This is a genomic window from Micromonospora sp. NPDC005806 (assembly GCF_042871425.1).
GTDB lineage: Bacteria > Actinomycetota > Actinomycetes > Mycobacteriales > Micromonosporaceae > Micromonospora.
In genome coordinates this window covers 65031-83281 of the sequence record NZ_JBIAIL010000004.1, presented here as the reverse complement: position 1 = coordinate 83281, position 18251 = coordinate 65031, and the positions used below count along the sequence as shown (strand labels likewise).

Below are 18251 nucleotides of genomic sequence, written 5' to 3'. Positions count from 1 at the left end.
AATGTTCGCCCTTCTGGCTACGGTGGGGTGCGCAAGGCGGTCAGTAAGCGCGGTCCGGTTCGGGTGGCCCGACGGTCTGCCGCACGGGCTGGCCGGGCAGGGCCGACCGCGGGAGGCGAATCCGGTGACCATGGAAGCAGAGCGCACCCTGCGGGACGAGGAGCTCACCCGGCTGGGTGAGCTCGCCGCCCAGCTCCGGGTGGACTCGATCCGCTGCAGCACCAGGGCCGGGTCCGGACACCCGACCTCCAGCCTGTCGGCCGCCGACCTGCTCGCGGTGCTGATCTCCCGGCATCTGCGCTACGACTGGTCCTACCCGGGCAACCGGGCCAACGACCACCTGATCTTCTCCAAGGGCCATGCCTCGCCCCTGCTGTACGCGGTCTTCCGGGCGGCCGGCGCGATCAGCGAGCAGGAGCTGATGGACACCTACCGGCAGTCGAGGTCGCGCCTGCAGGGCCACCCCACCCCGGTCCTGCCCTGGGTGGATGTCGCCACCGGTTCGCTCGGCCAGGGACTGCCGGTCGGGGTGGGCATCGCGCTGGCCGGACAGTACCTCGACCAGCTGCCGTTCCACGTCTGGGTGCTGTGCGGCGACAGTGAGATGGCCGAGGGCTCCATCTGGGAGGCGCTGGACAAGGCCGGCCACTACGGCCTGCGCAACCTGACCGCGATCGTCGACGTCAACCGGCTCGGCCAGCGCGGGGCCACCGAGCTGGAGTGGGACCTGGACACCTACCGGCGCCGGGTCGAGGCGTTCGGCTGTCAGGGGATCGTCGTCGATGGCCACGACCTGGTCGCCATCGACGAGGTGCTGGGCCGGGCCCGGCAGGCGTCGGGCCCCACCGTGGTGCTCGCCCGGACGGTCAAGGGCAAGGGCGTGCCCGAGATCGAGAACAAGCCGGACTGGCACGGCAAGGCGCTGAAGCCGGACATGGCCGAGCGGGCCGTCGCCGCGCTCGGCGGGGTCCGCCAGATCCGGGTCACCGCGCCGCCGCCCGAGCCCCTGCCACCGTCCGGCCCGCCGGCCGCCGTCCAGCCGCCCGCGCTGCCGGAGTACCCCAAGGGCGAGAAGGTGGCCACCCGCAACGCGTACGGCGACGCGCTGCGGGCGCTGGGCGCCCGGAAGGACGTGGTCGCCCTCGACGGCGAGGTCAGCGACTCCACCCGCGCCGACAAGTTCGGCGAGGCGTACCCGGACCGGTTCTTCGAGATGTTCATCTCCGAGCAGCAACTGGTCGCCGCCGCGGTCGGGCTCCAGGTCCGCGGCTACCGCCCGTTCGCGGCGACCTTCGCCGCGTTCCTCTCCCGCGCCTACGACTTCATCCGGATGGCCGCCATCTCCCAGGCCGACATCGCGCTGTCCGGCTCGCACGCGGGCGTGGAGATCGGCCCGGACGGCCCCTCCCAGATGGGGCTGGAGGACCTCGCCGCCATGCGCGCCGTGCAGGGCTCCACCGTGCTCTACCCCAGTGACGCCGTCTCCTGCGCCGCGCTCGTCGCCCAGCTGGTCGACCGCGAGGGGATCAGCTACCTGCGCACCACCCGGGGCAAGTACCCGGTGCTCTACGACAACGGCGACGTGTTCCCGATCGGCGGCAGCAAGCTGGTCCGCGACGGGGACGACGTCGCGCTGATCGGCGCCGGGGTGACGGTGCACAACTGCCTCGCCGCCGCCGACGAGCTGACCCGCGAGGGGATCGACAGCCGGGTCATCGACCTCTACTCGGTCAAGCCGCTGGACCGGCAGCGGCTGCTGGACGCCGTCCGCGCGACCGGCGGCCGGCTGGTGGTGGTCGAGGACCACTACCCGGAGGGCGGGCTGGGATCGGCCGTGCTCGAAGCGCTGGCCGACCTCGCCGAGCCGGTACGGGTCACCCACCTCGCGGTGCGCGGACTGCCCGGCTCCGCGACGCCGACCCAGCAGATGAACCAGGCGGGGATCGGGGTGGACGCCATCGTCCGGGCGGCGCGCGCCCTGGGGTGACGGTCCCGTCGTTTCACCCCCACCTGCGCGGGTACCCGCAGGTCCGGTCCGAGAGGGGGTCCCAGGTGAACCACACGGAGTTCATCCAGTCGGTGGCGGCGAAACCGCAGATGTCACCGGCGCAGGCCGAGCCGATCACCCGTGCCGCGCTCGAGACGCTGGCGGAACGGATCACCGGCGGGCAGGCGCGCGACCTCGCGTCGCAGCTTCCCGAGGAACTGAAGGGGTGTCTCAGCTTCGCCGGGGTGAATCCCGAGCCCTTCGGGCTGCCGGAGTTCCTGGAGCGGGTGCAGGCCCGGGCCGCGGTGGACCTCCAGGCGGCGACCGACGGCGCCCGCGCCGTGTTCGACACGTTGCGGGAGGCGATCAGCGCCAAGGAGTACGGGGACTTCATCGACCAGTTGCCGCAGGACTTCCGGCAGCTGACCGGGCCGTCGGTCAACCGGATGGAAACCCGCCGGGTCGGCACCTGACCGGGGGACCGGCGGGATCACCGCCGCAACCGGATCTCGGCCGGTTCGCGGTCGCTGCGCAGCCCCTTCCAGGAGGGGTGCCGGAGCCGCTGGTCCGGGGTCCAGGACCGGAAGGTGACGTCCCCGACCAGGACCGGGTCCACCCAGACGGCCTGCCGCGCGTGCTCGCGCGGCACCGGGGCGTCGAACGGCGGGTCCGGCCGGGTCAGCGGCTCCAGGCGCTGCTGGAGGTCACGCAGCACGGTCTGGGTGAAGCCGGTGCCGACGTGCCCGACGTAGACCAGCCGGTCGTCCGGGTCGTACATGCCCAGCAGCAGGGACCCGATGGTGCCGGCCCGCCGGCCGGCGCCCGGTTTCCAGCCGCCCACGACGACCTCCACGGTGTCGTTGAGCGGCACCTTGACCCACGCCGACGCGCGGCGGCCGGGCTCGTACGTCGAGCGGAGCTGCTTGGCGACCACCCCTTCGAGGCCGAGTTCCGCCGCCGCCGTGGCCAGATCCCGGCCGGCGTCGCCGGTCCAGTAGGGCGGGGTGTCGATGCTCTCGCCGCTGAGCCCCAGCTCCTCCAACGCGGTACGGCGTTCCGTGTACGGCAGGGCCGTGGTGTCCCGCCCGTCGAGGTACAGGAGATCGAACAGGTACACCCGTACCGGTGTCGCGCTGACCAGCGCGGCGGCCGGCGTCCGGACGTGCATCCGGCGCTGCAGCGCCGAGAAGCTGGGCCGGCCCTCGCCGTCGAGCGCCACGATCTCCCCGTCGAGGACCGCCCGCCGCCCGGCCAGGAGCCCGGCGAACTCGCCGAGCTCCGGGTACGCCCGGGTGACGTCCCGATCGTTGCGGCTGAGCAGCCGGAGCCCGCCGTCGACGTAGGCGATCGCGCGGACGCCGTCCCACTTGAACTCGTAGCCCCAGCCGGGCCCGGTCGGCAGGGCGCCGCTGGAGGCGAGCATCGGCGGCACGAGCTCCGGCATCCTGGCAGCCACGCCTCGATCCTGGCCGACGTCGCTCCGGGCTGATGCCGGTTTCCGGCCTTTCGCCCGGCCGGCCGGGTACACCGCCGTTTGTGGCAGTCGCCGATGGGTAGCCACGCACGCTGTCTCCCGGACGGGAAGGACGGACATGGCGGAGCTGGAGTTCTTCGAGAAGGTGGCCGCACGGGCGGGTGTCCCGGCGGAGACCGCGCGATCCCTGACCGAGGCCACCCTGCGTACGCTCGCCGAGCGGATCAGCGGCGGCGAGGCCGCGGACCTGGCCGACCACGTGGCGCACGAGCTGCGCCCGCTGCTGGCCCGGGCCCGCCCGGAGGAGCCACAGGTCTTCGGGTACGACGAGTTCCTGCGGCGAGTGGCGGAGCGCGCCGAGGCGGCGCCGGACGTCGCCGAGCGGGGCGCGCGGGCCGTGCTGCAGACCCTGCACCGGGTGGTGGGGCACGAGGAGTTCGAGCACGCGTTGGCGCAGCTGCCGAAGGAGATCGGGGCCCTGGCCCAGCCGGTGCCCCGCGCGCCCTGACCGGGCGATGGTCGGTCGGCCGTTACGGTGGGCGGATGACCGGCCTGAGCTTCGACCGCCACCGCGCCGAGATCGTCGCCCAGAGCGACCTGCTCCGTTCCCACCTCGACGGCGCCGACCTGACCAGGCCGGTGCCGTCCTGCCCGGGCTGGAACGTCGGCCAGCTGGTCCGGCACCTCGGCGGTGGGCAGCGCTGGGCCGCGGAGGTGGTCCGCACCCGGGCCGCCGGCCCACCCTCCGACACGCACTTCCGCGACCTGTCCGCCTACCCTCGCGAGGATCCGGCGGTGGTCGGCCCCTGGCTCGTCGAGGGCGCCGCCGAGCTGGCCGACGCCCTGGAAGCGGCCGGCCCCGAGCTGACCACCTGGACGCCGCTGCCGATGCCGGCGGCCACGACGTTCTGGGCCCGCCGGTTCGCCCACGAGACGCTCATGCACCGGGCCGACGCCGCCCTCGCCCTGGACGCGGGGTTCGCCGTCGACCCGGCGGTCGCCGTCGACGCGCTCGACGAGTGGATGGAGCTGGGCGCGCTGCCGCAGATGTTCGACTTCCACCCGCACCGGCGCGAGCTGGTCGGGCCGGGCCGCACCCTGCACTTCCACGCCACCGACCTGCCGCCGGAGGCCGGCGCGGAGTGGCTGGTCGACCTCACCGGCGACACCCTCGCCTGGCGGCGGGCGCACGAGAAGGCGGCGGTGGCCGTCCGCGGGCCGGTGACCGAACTGCTGCTGCTCATCTACGGTCGGCGGCCGGTCGACGCCGCCGCCGTGGAGGTCCTCGGCGACGCCAAGCTGCTCGACTTCTGGCTGGAGCGGGTCGCGTTCGGCTGACGGTGGGGCCGGCGGTCCACCGACCGCCGGCCCCACCACCGGCTCAGCCGGCCAGGTGCAGGAACGACCACTGGTGGCCGTCGAGGTCCCGGAACCCGCGCATGTACATGAACCCGAGGTCCTGCCCCGGGCCCAGCGACGTGCCGCCCGCGACGACCGCCACGTCGACCAGGTCGTCCACCCGCTCGCGCCGGTCGACGCCGAGGCCGACGATCACCTCCCGGCTGGTGGAGGTGTCGCAGACCCCGGCCCCGGCGAACGCGGCGAAGGCCGCCGGGGTGTGCAGGATGAGGTGGGTGGTCTCGCCGAGGGTGAGTTGGACGCTGTCGCCCCCCGGCTGACGGGGACCGGCCGTGAACCCCAGCGCGGTGAAGAACTCGACCGCGCGGTCGAGGTCGCGTACCGGCAGGTTGACGAAGGTGGCGGCGTTCATCGGGCCACCTCCGAGGACTCCAGGAGCTGCTTCAGGGCGGCGAGCCGGTCCCGCCAGTACGCCTTGAGCCGGTCGGCCTCTCCGGCGTCGGTCAGCTTCTCGTGCAGGACGGCCACCCGGGCCTTCGCGTCGCCGAGCGGGGTGAAGCCGACGGCGATCCGGGTCGGCCCGCCCGCCCAGTCCGCCCGGAAGGTCTTCGGGGCGGTCGCCGTCCGGACCCGGACGTCCACGTCGGGCAGCCATCGGCGGCGCAGGGTCTCGTCGGCGAACGCGTCGAAGAGCACCGTCACCGGCACGGCCACTGTCCGGCTCCCGGAGGTCTCGAAACCACCACCCCGGCGTTGTCCGGGGGCGCGCAGGCCGCGCGACTGCTCGTACCCGACGGTGATGGTCTGCGCCCACCAGCCCGGCACCTCGTGCGCGGTGACCAGCCAGCGGGCAATCTCCGTGTGGGTCCGCTCGACCGCGCCCCACGCGTCGAGCCGGGCGAACCAGGCGTCCCAGTCGTGGCCGGTGCGCTCGCGCAGCAGCGCGGCCGAGATCCGGTCCAGCTGGCCGCGGCCCCGGGCGGCGTCCGTGGCGGGGGTGTCCGGCGTGGCCTTGGCGAGCACCTGCCGGCGGGCGGTCGTGTAGCTCTCGCCGGTCCTGCCCATGCGGGCGCGCACCCGGGACTTGAACGACTTCTGACTCGTCATCACATGCTCCCTGTCGACGGCGCGGTCGCAGGGACTCACGCTCCCGTCGACCCCGCCGTGGGCATGTGGCGTGTCGGTGGGCCAGTCGGCACCGCGTCCCGAGGGCTCGAGGCCCCCTTTGCCTCCGCGGGGCCGGTGGCGTGAGCACCGGGCTGGAGGTGAGGCGCAGGACTGCGCCGCAGTCAGTTTACGCCTCCGACCGCCCGGAGTGGGGAGGTCGGCTCACCGGGTGGGCTCGGCGGCCTGCTCCCAGATCGACTTCATCTCGTCGAAAGCCTGTTCCATGAGCTGCACCATCGCCTGCCGGGCGCGCTCGCCGTCGTGTCGCTGGATCGCCTGGGCGACCTCGGCGTGCAGGTGCAGCGCCTGCTCGTGCGGGTGATGTGGCATGAGGTGGTGCTTGTGCCGGCCGGTGAGCACCTCCGCGACCAGGTCCTGCAACCGGACGAACATCTCGTTGCCGGAGGCGAGCAGCACCCGCCGATGGAATTCGATGTCGAGGCGCAGGAAGCGCTCCTCGTCGCCGGCCTTGCCGGCGGCCCACATCTTCGCCGCGAGCCCGACGAGATCACTCGCTTCGTCGTGACCGGCCCGGCTGGCGGCCAGCAGGGCGGCATGCGGCTCGATGGCGGTGCGCAGCTCGGTGATTGACCGGAGCTGGGCGATCCGGCTCTCCGAAGCGAGACGCCAGCGGATCACCTGCGGGTCGAAGACGTTCCAGTCGTGCGCCGGCCGGATCGTCACCCCGACCCGTCGGCGGGTCTCGATGAACCCGATCGACGCCAGGACCCGCAGCACCTCGCGGATCACCGAGCGGGACACCTCGTACCGGTCGACCAGTTCGTCGATGTTGAGGACCGCCCCGGGGGCGAATTCGCCGCCGCAGATAGCGGTGCCGAGGTGCTCGAGGACACGTGCGTGCAGCCCGGCTTCGGCAGGGGCGTGCTGGGTGCTGGTGCCCCCGGAGGAGTACGGTTCCACGTCAAGCATCATATCAGTTGGATCAACCCCTTGAATAAGTCAGCTTTTTCGGCCTAGCATCCCGACGTTAAGCGGATGTAAACCCCGAGGTAGCGCCCTTCCCGGGCAGCCACCGGGACCGAAGGAGAGATAAGCGTGCGACGTCGATCGATAATCGCCACGTCCCTGGCCGTCGTCGCCGCCATGGGCCTGTCCGCCTGCGGTGGCGGGGGCGACGGCGGCAGTGGGTCGAAAACCCTGCGCGTGACGCTGGTGAACCACGTCTGGACGGAGAACATCAAGAAGGCCCTGCCGGAGTTCGAGAAGCAGACGGGCCTCAAGGTCGAGGTCACCCAGCTCGGTGAGGACCAGCTCTCCGACCAGTACAACGTCAAGCTGAACGCCGGGTCCAGCGACCTCGACGTGATGATGTACCGGCCGCTGCAGGAGGGGAAGCTGTTCGCCAAGAACAAGTACCTCGCCGACCTGACCGAGCGGACCAAGTCCGACAGCGCCTTCGACTTCAGCGACTTCCAGGCTGGCCCGGTGCAGGCCACCTCGTACGAGGACAAGGTGGTCGGCGTGCCGATCATCACCGAGCAGGAGGTCCTCTACTACCGCAAGGACCTGCTGAAGAAGTCCGGCTTCGACGCTCCGCCGAAGTCGCTTGACGAGCTCAAGGCGCAGGCGGCCAAGGTCGAGGCCGACAACCCGGGCGTCGCCGGCTTCGTGGCCCGCACCGGCAAGGCGGCCGCCGTCACCCAGTTCTCCAGCTTCCTGTACAGCTTCGGCGGCGACTTCGTCGACGCCAGCGGCAAGGCCACGGTGAACAGCGAGCAGGCCAAGCAGGCGTACGCCTACTACGGCGGGCTGCTCCGCGAGCACGGCCCGAAGAACATCAGCACCGACATGAGCTGGTCCGAGGCCATGGCGATCTTCACCCAGGGCAAGGCGGCCTTCTACACCGAGGCCGACTCCCTCTACAAGAACGCCACCGACCCGGCCAAGTCCAAGGTCTCCGACACCGTCGGCTTCACGGCGTTCCCGGCCGGCGCGGCCGGCTCGAAGCCGTACAACATCCCGTCCTGGGCGCTCGGCATCAACGACCAGTCGAAGAACAAGGACAACGCCTGGAAGTTCATCCAGTGGGCGGCCGGCAAGGAGCAGTCCCTGGCGCAGCAGAAGGCCGGTGTCCCCGGCGCCCGGGCCTCGGTCTGGGCCAACCCGGAGGGCACCGCGAGCTACCCGAAGGACCTGGTCGAGGCCATCGCGGCCAGCACCAAGGACGGCGTGGGTCACGACCGCCCGCTGGTGGTGAAGGTCGCCGAGGCGCGCGAGATCGTCGGTCAGCCGATCGTGGACGCGATCACCGGCAAGGACGCGGCCGCCTCGGCGGACGCGGCGAACGAGGCGTTCCAGAAGTTCCTCGACGACGAGGCGAAGTAGCCCGACCGCGGGGTGGCGAGGCCCGACCGGCTCCGCCACCCCGCGCCGGGACCCTGGCCCTGAGCACTCGGAGACCTCATGTCAGCCGTCACCACACCAGTCACCAGATCGCCCGAGGCCGGAGCGGCCCCGTCGGAGCCGGCCTGGTCGCGCTGGGCCAACGCGCACCGCAAGTGGCTCTTCGCGGCACCCGCAATGGCGTTCGTCGCCGTGTTGATCATCTTCCCGGTGGCGTGGACCGGATACCTCAGCCTGACCGACGCCGAGGGTTCGGTACGCGCCGACAGTGAGTTCATCGGGTTCCAGAACTACCTCGACGTGCTCACCGACACCGACCGGTTCTGGCCGGCGGTGTGGCGCACCCTCCTCTTCACCGGTGTGGTGCTCGCCGTCGAGGTCGCGCTCGGCATGGCGATCGCCCTGCTGCTGTGGCGACCATTCCGCGGCGAGAAGTGGGTCCGGGTCGCCATCCTCCTGCCGCTGGTGGCCACCCCGGTGGCGGTCGGCATGATGTGGCGGCTGATCTTCGATCCCAACATCGGGATGGCGAACCAGTTGCTCAGCTGGGTCGGCATCGGTCCCCAGCCCTGGCTGTCCGGCCAGGGTTCGGCTCTGCCGACGACGATGTTCATCGACATCTGGCAGTGGACCCCGATGGTCGTGCTGATCCTGCTCGCCGGCCTGACGTCGCTCTCCGACGAGCCGCAGGAGGCCGCCCTCATCGACGGCGCCAGCACCTGGCAGCGGTTCCGGCACGTCACCCTGCCGCTGCTGATGCCCACCGTTATCGTCGCGATCCTGCTGCGCGGCATCGACGCGCTGAAGACCTTCGACATCCTCTACGCCACCAAGGGCCGCGGCGGCGGGTCGTTCCACGAGGTGGAGACGCTCAACGTCTACGCGTACGGCCTCAGCTTCGACTACAACGACTACGGCGTCTCATCGACGGTCCTCATCATCTTCTTCCTGATCATCATCGGGGTGATGTGGGCCCTGACCTACCGCAAGAAGGGGTTGGCGCGATGAAGCCGAGCAAGCCGTTCAAGGTGTTCCGGGCGGTGGCCCTGGCCGTGGTGGTGCTGGCGCTGATCGCGCCGCTGCTCTGGATGATCGCCGCGTCCTTGAAGACCAACGTCGACATCTACGACACCGGCAAGGCCTTCGCCTTCTCGCCGACGCTGGACAACTACGGCAACGTGCTCCAGCGGGCGAACTACGTGCAGTTCATCGGCAACAGCCTCTGGGTGGCGTTCGCCGCCACGGTGCTCTCGCTCATCCTCGGGGTGCCCGCCGCGTACTCGATGAGCCGCTTCAACATGAAGAAGTCGGCGCTCGTCGTGCTGATGGCCCGCGTCATCCCCGGCGTCTCGCTCCTGGTGCCCTGGTACTACGTCTTCTCGAACCTGCAGATGGTCGGCGGCTTCACCGTGCTGATCCTCAGCCACATGTTCGTGTCGCTGCCGCTGATCGTCTACATCATGATGGGCTTCTTCGACAGCCTGCCGGACGATCTGGAAGAGGCGGCGCTGGTCGACGGGCTGACCAACATCGGGGCGTTCCGTCGGATCACCCTGCCGCTGTCCGTGCCGGGCATCGCGACCGCCGGGATCCTGTCCTTCATCTTCTCCTGGAACAACTTCATGTTCGCCCTGGTGCTCTCCGGCGCGGACACGAAGACCCTGCCCGTGGCGATCTTCGACTTCGTCGGCTACGCCAGCATCGACTGGGGCGGCCTGATGGCCGCGGCCACCGTGGTCACCCTGCCGATCATGGTGATCGCCCTGTTCGTGCAGAAGTACATCGTCTCCGGCCTCACCGCCGGCGCCACGAAGGGCTGAGCGGCATGACCACCATCGGCCGCATCGAGACCTTCCTCGTCGCACCCCGCTGGCTCTTCGTCCGGATCGAAACCACCGACGGGATCGTCGGCTGGGGCGAGGCCACCTGCGAGGGCCGGTCCGAGACCGTACGCACCGCCGTCGAGCAACTCAGCGAGCTGCTGATTGGCCGGGACGCACTGCGCATCGAGGACCACTGGCAGGTCATGACCAAGGGCTCGTTCTATCGCGGCGGGCCGATCCTGGCCAGCGCCGTGTCCGGCCTCGACCAGGCGCTGTGGGACATCGCCGGCAAGCACTACGGCGCCCCGGTGCACCAGCTGCTCGGCGGCCCGGTCCGGGACCGGATCCGGGTGTACGGCTGGGTCGGCGGCGACGAGCCCAGCGAGGTCCGCGACCAGATCAGCGCCGCCGTCGAGACCGGCCTCACCGCGGTGAAGATGAACGCCTCGGGCCGGATGAGTCCGGTGGCCTCGGTGGCAGAGCTCGACGGGGTGGTCCAGCGGGTGGCCGCGGCCCGTGAGGTGCTCGGCGACCAGCGGGACGTCGCGGTCGACTTCCACGGCCGGTTCAGCCTCGCCACCGCCCGCCGGGTCGCCCCGCTGCTCGAGCCCTACCGGCCGTTCTTCCTGGAGGAGCCGGTGGTCCCGGAGAACTCGCACCTCATCGGCGAGTTGGTGCGTTCCACCACCACGCCCGTGTCCACCGGGGAACGGCTCTACAACCGACAGGAGTTCCTGCCGGTGCTCCAGGCCGGCATCGCGGTCGCCCAGCCGGACCTGTCGCACGCCGGTGGCATCACCGAGGTCCGCAAGATCGCGGCGCTGGCCGAGGTCTACGACGTGCAGCTCGCCCCGCACTGCCCGCTCGGCCCGATCGCCCTGGCGTCCTGCCTGCAGGTCGGCTTCGCCACGCCGAACTACCTGATCCAGGAGCAGAGCATCGGCATCCACTACAACCTCGGCGCCGAGGTGCTCGACTACTGCCTCGACAAGAAACCGCTGACCTTCGTTGACGGCTACGTCGAACGGCTCACGGGACCGGGCCTCGGTATCGAGATCGACGAACACGCGGTGCGGGCGGCGGACAAGCGCGGGCACGCCTGGCGCAGTCCCATGTGGCGGCACCGCGACGGCTCCTACGCGGAATGGTGATCACATGACCTTCGACCTTGCCTCCGAACTCGCCGCCGCCCGTATCCTCGCGGTCATCCGCGGCACCGACACCGCCGGCGCGATCGCCGCCGGCACCGCCCTGCTGGAAGCGGGCGTACGCATCGTCGAGGTGGCCCTCACCACGCCGAACGCGGCGTCGGCCGTCGAGGCGCTGCGCGCGGCCGCGCCCGCCGGGTCCCTGGTCGGCGCCGGGACGGTGCTCACCGCCGCCGATGTCGCCGACGTGGCCGCCGCGGGCGCGCAGTTCGTGGTGACGCCGGCCGTGGTCGAGTCGATCCCCGAGGCGGCACGTCGCGGACTTCCCGTCGCCGCCGGAGCATTCACCCCGACCGAGGCGTACACCGCGATGCGAATGGGGGCGTCGGCGATCAAGCTGTTCCCGGTGTCCGTGGGGGGTCCGGCGTACCTGAAGGCGGTGCGCGACCCGTTCCCGGACATCCCGTTCGTCGCGGTCGGTGGGGTGAGTCTGGCCGACCTGCCCGGCTACTTCGCCGCCGGGGCGATCGCCGTCGGCGTAGGCGGGCCGTTGGTCGGCGACGCGGCCTCCGGCGGCGACGTCGACGCCTTGCGGGAACGGGCCCGCGCCTACCTGGCCGCCGTGTCGTGACTGGCGTCGACCTGCTGACGTTCGGCGAGGCGTTGGTCTCACTGCGCTCGACCGGGCCGCTTGCCGCCAGCGGCCCGCTCACCCCGCACCTGGCCGGGGCGGAGTGCAATGTGGCCATCGGCGTGTCCCGGCTCGGCCACCGCGCGGCCTTCGCCGGCCGGGTCAGCGACGACGAGCTCGGCGGATTCCTGCTGCGCCAGCTGCGCGCCGAGGGCGTGGAGGTCGCGCACGTGACCCGCGACCCGGAGCGCTCGGCGGGGCTGATGTTCCTGGAGCGGCGTACCGCCGACCTGACCCGGGTGATCTACCAGCGGGCCGGCTCGGCCGGGTCGGCGCTGCGCGTCGACGACCTGCGGCCCGCCCTGGCGGCCGGCACGCGGGTGCTGCACCTGACCGGCATCACCCCGGCGCTGTCCGACAGCGCCCGGGAGGCCACCCGGTGGGCGGCCGAGACCGCTGCCGGCGCCGGGGCGCTGGTCTGCCTCGACGTCAACCACCGGACGAAGCTGTGGAGCCGGGACGCCGCCCGCGCTGTGCTCACCTCCCTCGTCGACCACGCCTCGGTCGTGGTCGCCTCCACCGACGAGCTGGACCTGGTCGGCGCACCGGGCGCGGACGAGCAGACGGTGGTCGCTGAGCTGCTGGACCGGGACGTGTCGACCGTGCTGGTGAAGCTCGGTGCCGAGGGCGCCCGCGCGTACACCCGTGAGGGAGTGCGGCAGGCGGCGGCGCTGCCCGTGACGGCGGTCGACACCGTCGGCGCGGGGGACGCCTTCACCGCCGGCTACCTTTCCGGCCACCTCGACGGTCTCGACCTGGCCGGGCGGCTGCGCCGCGCGGTCACCCTCGGCGCCTTCGCCGTCGCCGGGCACGGCGACTGGGAGGCCCTGCCGCGCCGCGACGAGCTGTCCCTCCTGGACGACGTGCAGCCCGGCAGCACCCTTCGCTGACACCACCCCGTGAGAAAGGCATCGGTATGAAGATCGTCGCAGCGGACGTCATCGTCTCCAGCCCCGACCGGAACTTCGTCACCCTCAAGATCACCACCGACGAGGGGCTCACCGGGCTGGGGGACGGCACCCTCAACGGGCGAGAGCTGTCGGTCGCGTCGTACCTGGCCGACCACGTCGTCCCCCTGCTGATCGGGCGGGACCCGCACCAGATCGAGGACACCTGGCAGTTCCTCTACCGGTCGGCGTACTGGCGCCGGGGGCCGGTCACAATGGCCGCCATCGCCGCCGTGGACGTCGCGCTCTGGGACATCAAGGCCAAGGCCGCCGGGATGCCGCTATACCAGCTGCTCGGCGGGGCGTCCCGGACCAGGATCATGGCGTACGGGCACGCCTCCGGGCGGGACCTGCCCGAGCTGTTCGACTCCATCCGCCACCACCTGGAGCTGGGCTTCCGGTCCATCCGCGTGCAGACCTCGGTGCCCGGCATCAACGCCGTTTACGGCGTGGCCGCCCAGCCGAGCCTCGACGGCAAGCGCTACGACTACGAGCCCGCGCAGCGCACCGCGCTGCCCGCCGAGGAGGACTGGGACACCCGCGCGTACCTGCGCCACCTGCCCGGCGTCTTCGAGGCCGTGCGCAACGAGTTCGGCCCCGAGCTGCCGCTGCTGCACGACGGGCACCACCGGATGACCCCGATCCAGGCCGCCAAGCTCGGCAAGGCGCTCGAACCGTACGACCTGTTCTGGCTGGAGGACTGCACCCCGGCCGAGAACCAGGAGGCGCTGCGGCTGGTCCGTCAGCACACCACCACCCCGCTGGCCATCGGCGAGATCTTCAACACCGTCTGGGACTACCAGACCCTGATCCGGGAACAGCTGATCGACTACGTCCGGTCCGCCGTCACCCACACCGGCGGGATCACCGCGATGCGCAAGCTCCTCGACTTCGCCGCCCAGTACCAGATCAAGTCCGGCATCCACGGCCCCACCGACATCTCGCCGGTCGGCATGGCCGCCGCGCTGCACCTGGATCTGGCCATCCACAACTTCGGCATCCAGGAGTACATGCAGCACGGCCCGCTCACCAACGAGGTGTTCCGCCAATCGTTCAGCTTCACCGACGGCTACCTGCACCCGGGGGAGCAGCCCGGCCTCGGCGTGGAACTCGACGAGGAGGCCGCCGCCCGGTACCCGTACCAGCCGGCGTACCTGCCGTACAACCGGCTCAAGGACGGCACTGTTCATGACTGGTGACCGCCAGCCCACCCGGCACGTCGTGGTGATGGGTGTGTCCGGGGTGGGCAAGACGACGGTGGCCCGGAGGATCAGCGAGCTGACCGGGCTGCGGTTCGCCGAGGCCGATGAGTTCCACCCGGCGGCCAACGTGGCCCAGATGCGCGCCGGCATCCCGCTGGACGACGCGGCCCGCTGGCCGTGGCTGCGCGACCTGGCCGCCTGGATGGCCGCCCGGCACGCCGAGGGGGTGTCCACGGTGCTGGCCTGCTCGGCCCTGAAGCGCTCCTACCGGGACGTGCTGCGGCAGGGGCCGCCGGACGTGGAGTTCCTCCACCTGGACGGGGCGGCGGAGCTCATCCGGGAGAGGCTGGACCGCCGGGCTGGGCACTACATGCCGGCCAGCCTCCTCGACTCGCAGCGCGCCACTCTGGAGCAGCTGGACCCGGACGAGTCCGGGGTGGTGCTGGAGGTGGTGGCGCCGCCGGACGAGCTGGCCGCCACGGCGGTCGACCGGCTCGGCCTGCCGCTGCGCGCGGCGGTCGCTGGCCGCTGACCGCCCGGCCCGGCCGTCAGTCGGGGAGGGCGTCCAGGTAGACCCACCGGCCGTCCTCCCGGACGAAGCGGCTGCGCTCCTCCAGGGTCCCGGGGCGGCCGGCCTCCCGGTAGTGGGCGCGGAACGCGACCGTGCCGGTGGTGTCGAACAGGCCGCCCCGGTCTGCGCCGAGGATCTCCAGGCGGGTCCACCGGGTCGCCGGGTCCAGCCGCAGCCGCGCCGGCCGGGTCGCGGAGTGCCAGCTGCGCAGCAGGTAGTCGGCGTCCCCGACGGCGAAGGCGCTGTACCGGGAGCGCATCAGCGCCTCGGCGGTCGCCGCGGTCGACGCGCCTCGGTGGACCGGCCCGCAGCAGTCCGCGTACGGCAGGCCGCTGCCGCAGAGGCAGGCCCGGTTCTCCTCGGCCGCGCTCCGGCGGGCACCGCGTTTCGCCACCCGGTCATTCTCGTCGAGCGGTCAGCGGGGTGAGCGGGCGGCTCCGCGAATCGGCCCGCGGCTGGGCCGGCGGGCCGTATTCCGCCGGGCGGACGACTCCATCGTCGTCGCCTTCTTCGCCGGCGTCCGGGTCGCGGCGACGGTGCGGGCCTTCGCGGTGGCCGCGGCCTGCTTGGCGGTGGTCTTCCTGGCCGTACCCTTCTTCACCGCCGCCTTCTTCGCCATGACCTTCGTGGCGGGCGCCTTCTTCGCCGTGGCCTTCTTGGCGGGGGCCTTCTTGGCGGCCGCCCTGGTCGCGGGGGCCTTCTTCGCCGCCGCCTTGGTGGCCGGGGCCTTCTTCGCGGCGGCCGCCTTCGCGGTCGGCCGGCGGGTGGGCGTGGCGGTGGTGGCCGCGGTCTCCGTCTTCTTCGCGACCCGGGTGGTGGTCGGGGTCGGCTTCCCGCCCGGGGTCTTGGCCGCCGTCATCCCGGTCGCCCGCTTGGTGGCGGTGGCGACCTTCTTCGCGGCGACCTTGTTCGGCATCGGGGCCTTGCGCGCCCCGGTGGCTTTCCTGGCGCTTCTCGGTCTGGTGGCCGCCTGGGCCATCGCTCCTCCTCGCGTCCGCCGCGGCCGGACGGGCGGTGGGCGTCGTCCGGCGACGTCGGGCCGATCAGCCCGCGCAGCGCGCGTGTCTTCCCGCCGCGCCGGTGGTCAAACCCGGCGCGGGAACGCGGCGGGCTGCTGAAGCTGGCCTGAGGTCGCTGATTGGCCCAATCGCGAGCACGTGGATCGGCTCTGCTGATGGGCCGCTTGCCGCCCTACCGTCGACTCGGCAACCGATACCCGCGAAGGGACCGAGACGACGATGACCACTGCCGACATGTGGTTCGACCCACGCTGCCCGTGGGCCTGGAACGCCTCCCGCTGGCTCCTGGAGGTGGAACGGGTCCGTGATGTGCGGGTCCGCTTCCACGTGATGAGCCTGTTCGTGCTCAACGAGGGGCGCGAGGGGCTGGAGGAGTGGTACCGGGAGTGGCTGAAGCCGGGCCTGGGACCGGTCCGGGTCTGCGTGGCGGCCGAACAGAAGTACGGCCCTGAGGTGCTGCGCGACCTCTACACCGCGCTGGGCGAGCGGATCCACCACGAGCGGACGCCGATCGGCCGGGAGCTGTACGCAGCGGCGCTGACCGAGCTCGGCCTCCCGGTCGAACTGGCCGACGCCGCCGACACCACCGACCACGACGAGGCCCTGCTGGCCAGCCATCACGCCGGGCTGACCCCGGTCGGCGAGGACCTCGGCACGCCGACCATCCACGTCACGGACGCCGACGGGCGGGTGAACGCGTTCTTCGGGCCGGTGCTGGCGCCGATCCCGCGCGACGAGGACGCGGGCCGGCTCTGGGACGGGGTGCTGCTGGTCTCCGGCACCGACGGGTTCTTCGAGCTGAAGCGGGCGCGTACGCGCCCGCCCATCGAGCGCTGAGCCCGATCCGGGCTGCGTTGGTGGTGGGCGGCGGGTGGCGGTCGGCGGCGGACGTGACACCCCGCCCGCCGCGACCGCTGCCTCAGACCCCGATCCAGGACCAGTCACCCCAGATCGCGAACGTCATACCCCGGCTCGCCTGGATGTTCACGAACAGGGTGTGCCCGTCCGGGCTGAAGGTGGAGCCGGCGAACTCGTCGTTGGACCGGTCCGCTCCGGTGCTGCTGACCAACCGGTTCAACGCGATGTCGAACAGCTCGCCGCGGGGGGTGAGCCCGCGCAGGTAGTTGTCGTTCACATTGTCCTCGCAGACCACCAGCGTGCCGCGCAGGCTGGTGGTCACGTTGTCCGGGAAATCGAGCACATCCGGCCCGGGCGACTCGAACACCAACCGCAGCACCTTCGCCCGGCAGTCGTACGCCCACACCTGGCCGTGCCCGTTGCCGTACCCGTCGGCGACGGGGCCGGTTGACGTCTCTCCGGGGCCACCGCCCTGAGTGGCGGTGAAGTACACGACGCCGTCGTCGTACGCCGACCCCTCCAGGCGGGAGAAGAAGGCGGCCCCCCGGTCCCAGCCCTGCCGCGAGACATGCGTCAGCGCCTGGTCGTTGGTCGTCGGCGCGACCTGGCCCGGGGTGTACGGGAACCGCGGCGCCGGGTCGTCGATGTCCACCCACTCCACCGGGTACGTCGCGTGCGGCCGCTGCGCCGCGGCCAGGTCCAGATTGGGGCGACCGCGCACCGCGAGCATCTGCAGCCGGCCCCCGTCGGCCAGCCGGCCGGAGCTCATCGGGTCCGCCGGGGGCGTGTACCGGTAGAAGCCGGACGGGAAGCCGAAGTTGTCCTCGGTGAGGTACAGGTGCCCACCGCGCGGGTCGTAGGCCACCGACTCGTGCGCGAACCGGCCGGCGGCGGTGATGGGCGCTCGGTCCGACTGTCCGTCCGCGGGTACCTCGTAGATGAAGCCGTGCGGCTGGGTGAGCGGCACGTTGGAAGTGCCGGTGAAGTCCGGGCCCACGTCGGGCCCGTTGACCGTCTCCTCGCAGGTGATCCAGCTGCCCCACGGCATCCGGCCGCCGGAGCAGTTCATCATGGTGCCGTTCAGGCTGGTCCAGGCGCGCCGGACCTCGCCAAGGCGGGTGACCTCGACCGTGGTGGTGCCGCCCTGCGCCATCGGGTCGTACGCCGCGGAGGCGTCGCCGAAGGCGGGGCCGGGGTTGTTCACCTCGTGGTTGCGGACCAGCCGGATGGTGCCGTCGGGGCCCCGGAAGGCGCCCATGCCGTCGTGCCGGCCGGGCAGCCGCGTGCCGTCGTCCAGCAGCACGGGAAACTCGGTGTCGTGGAACGAGCGGTACTGGAAGCCCTCGGGCAGGTGCAGGCGGACCTTGCCGTCGCGCAGGTCCGGCACCGGCCCGAGGGTCGGGTCGGGTGCCGGACGCCGGCCGACCGCGCCGGCCTCGCCACGCGCCACGAACCCGATGAACGGGCCGCCGAGGACGGCGCCGCCGGCCGCGGCGGCGGCGCCGCGCAGCAGGGTGCGCCGGTGGAGATCAGGCATCGGGGGACTCCTTTGTCTCAGGTCCCCGTTCGTCGAGGCAGGGGACCGATCCTCCGAGTGATCCTCGTCAGTTGTTTACCGCATGGCAACCTTCAGGCAAGGTC

Annotated in this window: 20 protein-coding genes; 13 read left to right on the top strand and 7 right to left on the bottom strand. The window is 72.0% G+C overall.

Features of this window, described 5'->3' with window-relative positions:
- The first annotated feature begins 130 nt into the window (after window positions 1-130).
- Both ACFYOS_RS06755 and ACFYOS_RS06750 read left to right on the top strand, forming a co-directional pair.
- Complete coding sequence (locus ACFYOS_RS06755; protein ID WP_387136769.1) at window positions 131-1987, top strand: transketolase; 1857 nt, start codon at window positions 131-133, stop codon at window positions 1985-1987.
- Window positions 1988-2052: 65 nt separating this feature from the next.
- Window positions 2053-2460 carry a DUF2267 domain-containing protein gene (locus ACFYOS_RS06750; RefSeq protein ID WP_387136440.1) on the top strand — a complete coding sequence of 136 codons (408 nt, stop codon included), beginning with the start codon at window positions 2053-2055 and terminating at the stop codon, window positions 2458-2460.
- Window positions 2461-2477: 17 nt separating this feature from the next.
- Here ACFYOS_RS06750 and ligD read toward each other — a convergent pair whose 3' ends face one another.
- On the bottom strand, window positions 2478-3431 hold the full coding sequence (gene ligD, locus ACFYOS_RS06745; protein WP_387136768.1) for a non-homologous end-joining DNA ligase: 954 nt from the start codon (window positions 3429-3431) through the stop codon (window positions 2478-2480).
- A 148-nt stretch (window positions 3432-3579) separates the two neighbouring features.
- On the opposite strand from ligD, the gene ACFYOS_RS06740 reads away from it, so the two are divergent.
- Together ACFYOS_RS06740 and ACFYOS_RS06735 are read left to right on the top strand one after the other, a co-directional pair.
- Window positions 3580-3969, top strand: coding sequence for a DUF2267 domain-containing protein (locus tag ACFYOS_RS06740; RefSeq protein WP_387136439.1), 390 nt, complete (start codon window positions 3580-3582; stop codon window positions 3967-3969).
- A 35-nt stretch (window positions 3970-4004) separates the two neighbouring features.
- Window positions 4005-4799: a maleylpyruvate isomerase family mycothiol-dependent enzyme gene (locus ACFYOS_RS06735; RefSeq protein ID WP_387136438.1), complete on the top strand. Its 795-nt coding sequence runs from the start codon at window positions 4005-4007 to the stop codon at window positions 4797-4799.
- A gap of 43 nt (window positions 4800-4842) precedes the next feature.
- Here the strand turns inward: ACFYOS_RS06735 and ACFYOS_RS06730 are convergent, their stop codons facing one another.
- The 3 genes from ACFYOS_RS06730 to ACFYOS_RS06720 form a co-directional block, all read right to left on the bottom strand.
- A complete protein-coding gene (locus ACFYOS_RS06730) occupies window positions 4843-5232 on the bottom strand; it encodes a VOC family protein (RefSeq protein WP_387136437.1) in 390 nt (129 codons plus the stop codon).
- On the bottom strand, window positions 5229-5927 hold the full coding sequence (locus tag ACFYOS_RS06725) for a hypothetical protein (protein ID WP_387136436.1): 699 nt from the start codon (window positions 5925-5927) through the stop codon (window positions 5229-5231). The genes ACFYOS_RS06730 and ACFYOS_RS06725 overlap by 4 nt, the downstream gene beginning before the upstream one ends.
- Before the next feature lie 222 nt (window positions 5928-6149).
- Window positions 6150-6908, bottom strand: coding sequence for a FadR/GntR family transcriptional regulator (locus ACFYOS_RS06720; RefSeq protein ID WP_387136435.1), 759 nt, complete (start codon window positions 6906-6908; stop codon window positions 6150-6152).
- Between the two features lie 135 nt (window positions 6909-7043).
- Here ACFYOS_RS06720 and ACFYOS_RS06715 point away from each other — a divergent pair, with 135 nt between their 5' ends.
- The 8 genes from ACFYOS_RS06715 (at window position 7044) to ACFYOS_RS06680 (ending at window position 14694) form a co-directional block, all read left to right on the top strand.
- Window positions 7044-8333 carry an ABC transporter substrate-binding protein gene (locus tag ACFYOS_RS06715; RefSeq protein ID WP_387136434.1) on the top strand — a complete coding sequence of 430 codons (1290 nt, stop codon included), beginning with the start codon at window positions 7044-7046 and terminating at the stop codon, window positions 8331-8333.
- Window positions 8334-8411: 78 nt separating this feature from the next.
- On the top strand, window positions 8412-9359 hold the full coding sequence (locus ACFYOS_RS06710; RefSeq protein WP_387136433.1) for a carbohydrate ABC transporter permease: 948 nt from the start codon (window positions 8412-8414) through the stop codon (window positions 9357-9359).
- Window positions 9356-10171 carry a carbohydrate ABC transporter permease gene (locus tag ACFYOS_RS06705; protein WP_387136432.1) on the top strand — a complete coding sequence of 272 codons (816 nt, stop codon included), beginning with the start codon at window positions 9356-9358 and terminating at the stop codon, window positions 10169-10171. The genes ACFYOS_RS06710 and ACFYOS_RS06705 overlap by 4 nt, the downstream gene beginning before the upstream one ends.
- 5 nt (window positions 10172-10176) lie before the next feature.
- Entirely contained in the window at window positions 10177-11325 is a 1149-nt protein-coding gene (gene dgoD, locus ACFYOS_RS06700) for a galactonate dehydratase (RefSeq protein ID WP_387136431.1), read from the top strand.
- A 4-nt stretch (window positions 11326-11329) separates the two neighbouring features.
- Window positions 11330-11953, top strand: a complete 624-nt coding sequence (locus ACFYOS_RS06695) for a bifunctional 4-hydroxy-2-oxoglutarate aldolase/2-dehydro-3-deoxy-phosphogluconate aldolase (protein WP_387136430.1) — start codon at window positions 11330-11332, stop codon at window positions 11951-11953.
- A complete protein-coding gene (locus ACFYOS_RS06690) occupies window positions 11950-12903 on the top strand; it encodes a sugar kinase (RefSeq protein WP_387136429.1) in 954 nt (317 codons plus the stop codon). The genes ACFYOS_RS06695 and ACFYOS_RS06690 overlap by 4 nt, the downstream gene beginning before the upstream one ends.
- A gap of 26 nt (window positions 12904-12929) precedes the next feature.
- Window positions 12930-14159: a D-mannonate dehydratase ManD gene (gene manD, locus ACFYOS_RS06685; protein WP_387136428.1), complete on the top strand. Its 1230-nt coding sequence runs from the start codon at window positions 12930-12932 to the stop codon at window positions 14157-14159.
- Entirely contained in the window at window positions 14149-14694 is a 546-nt protein-coding gene (locus ACFYOS_RS06680) for a gluconokinase (protein ID WP_387136427.1), read from the top strand. The genes manD and ACFYOS_RS06680 overlap by 11 nt, the downstream gene beginning before the upstream one ends.
- A gap of 16 nt (window positions 14695-14710) precedes the next feature.
- Here the strand turns inward: ACFYOS_RS06680 and ACFYOS_RS06675 are convergent, their stop codons facing one another.
- On the bottom strand, window positions 14711-15127 hold the full coding sequence (locus ACFYOS_RS06675; protein WP_387136426.1) for a YchJ family protein: 417 nt from the start codon (window positions 15125-15127) through the stop codon (window positions 14711-14713).
- A gap of 21 nt (window positions 15128-15148) precedes the next feature.
- Window positions 15149-15712 carry a hypothetical protein gene (locus ACFYOS_RS06670; RefSeq protein ID WP_387136425.1) on the bottom strand — a complete coding sequence of 188 codons (564 nt, stop codon included), beginning with the start codon at window positions 15710-15712 and terminating at the stop codon, window positions 15149-15151.
- Window positions 15713-15971: 259 nt separating this feature from the next.
- Here ACFYOS_RS06670 and ACFYOS_RS06665 point away from each other — a divergent pair, with 259 nt between their 5' ends.
- On the top strand, window positions 15972-16589 hold the full coding sequence (locus ACFYOS_RS06665; protein ID WP_387136424.1) for a disulfide bond formation protein DsbA: 618 nt from the start codon (window positions 15972-15974) through the stop codon (window positions 16587-16589).
- Window positions 16590-16671: 82 nt separating this feature from the next.
- Here the strand turns inward: ACFYOS_RS06665 and ACFYOS_RS06660 are convergent, their stop codons facing one another.
- On the bottom strand, window positions 16672-18147 hold the full coding sequence (locus ACFYOS_RS06660) for a PhoX family protein (RefSeq protein WP_387136423.1): 1476 nt from the start codon (window positions 18145-18147) through the stop codon (window positions 16672-16674).
- Window positions 18148-18251: the final 104 nt, after the last annotated feature.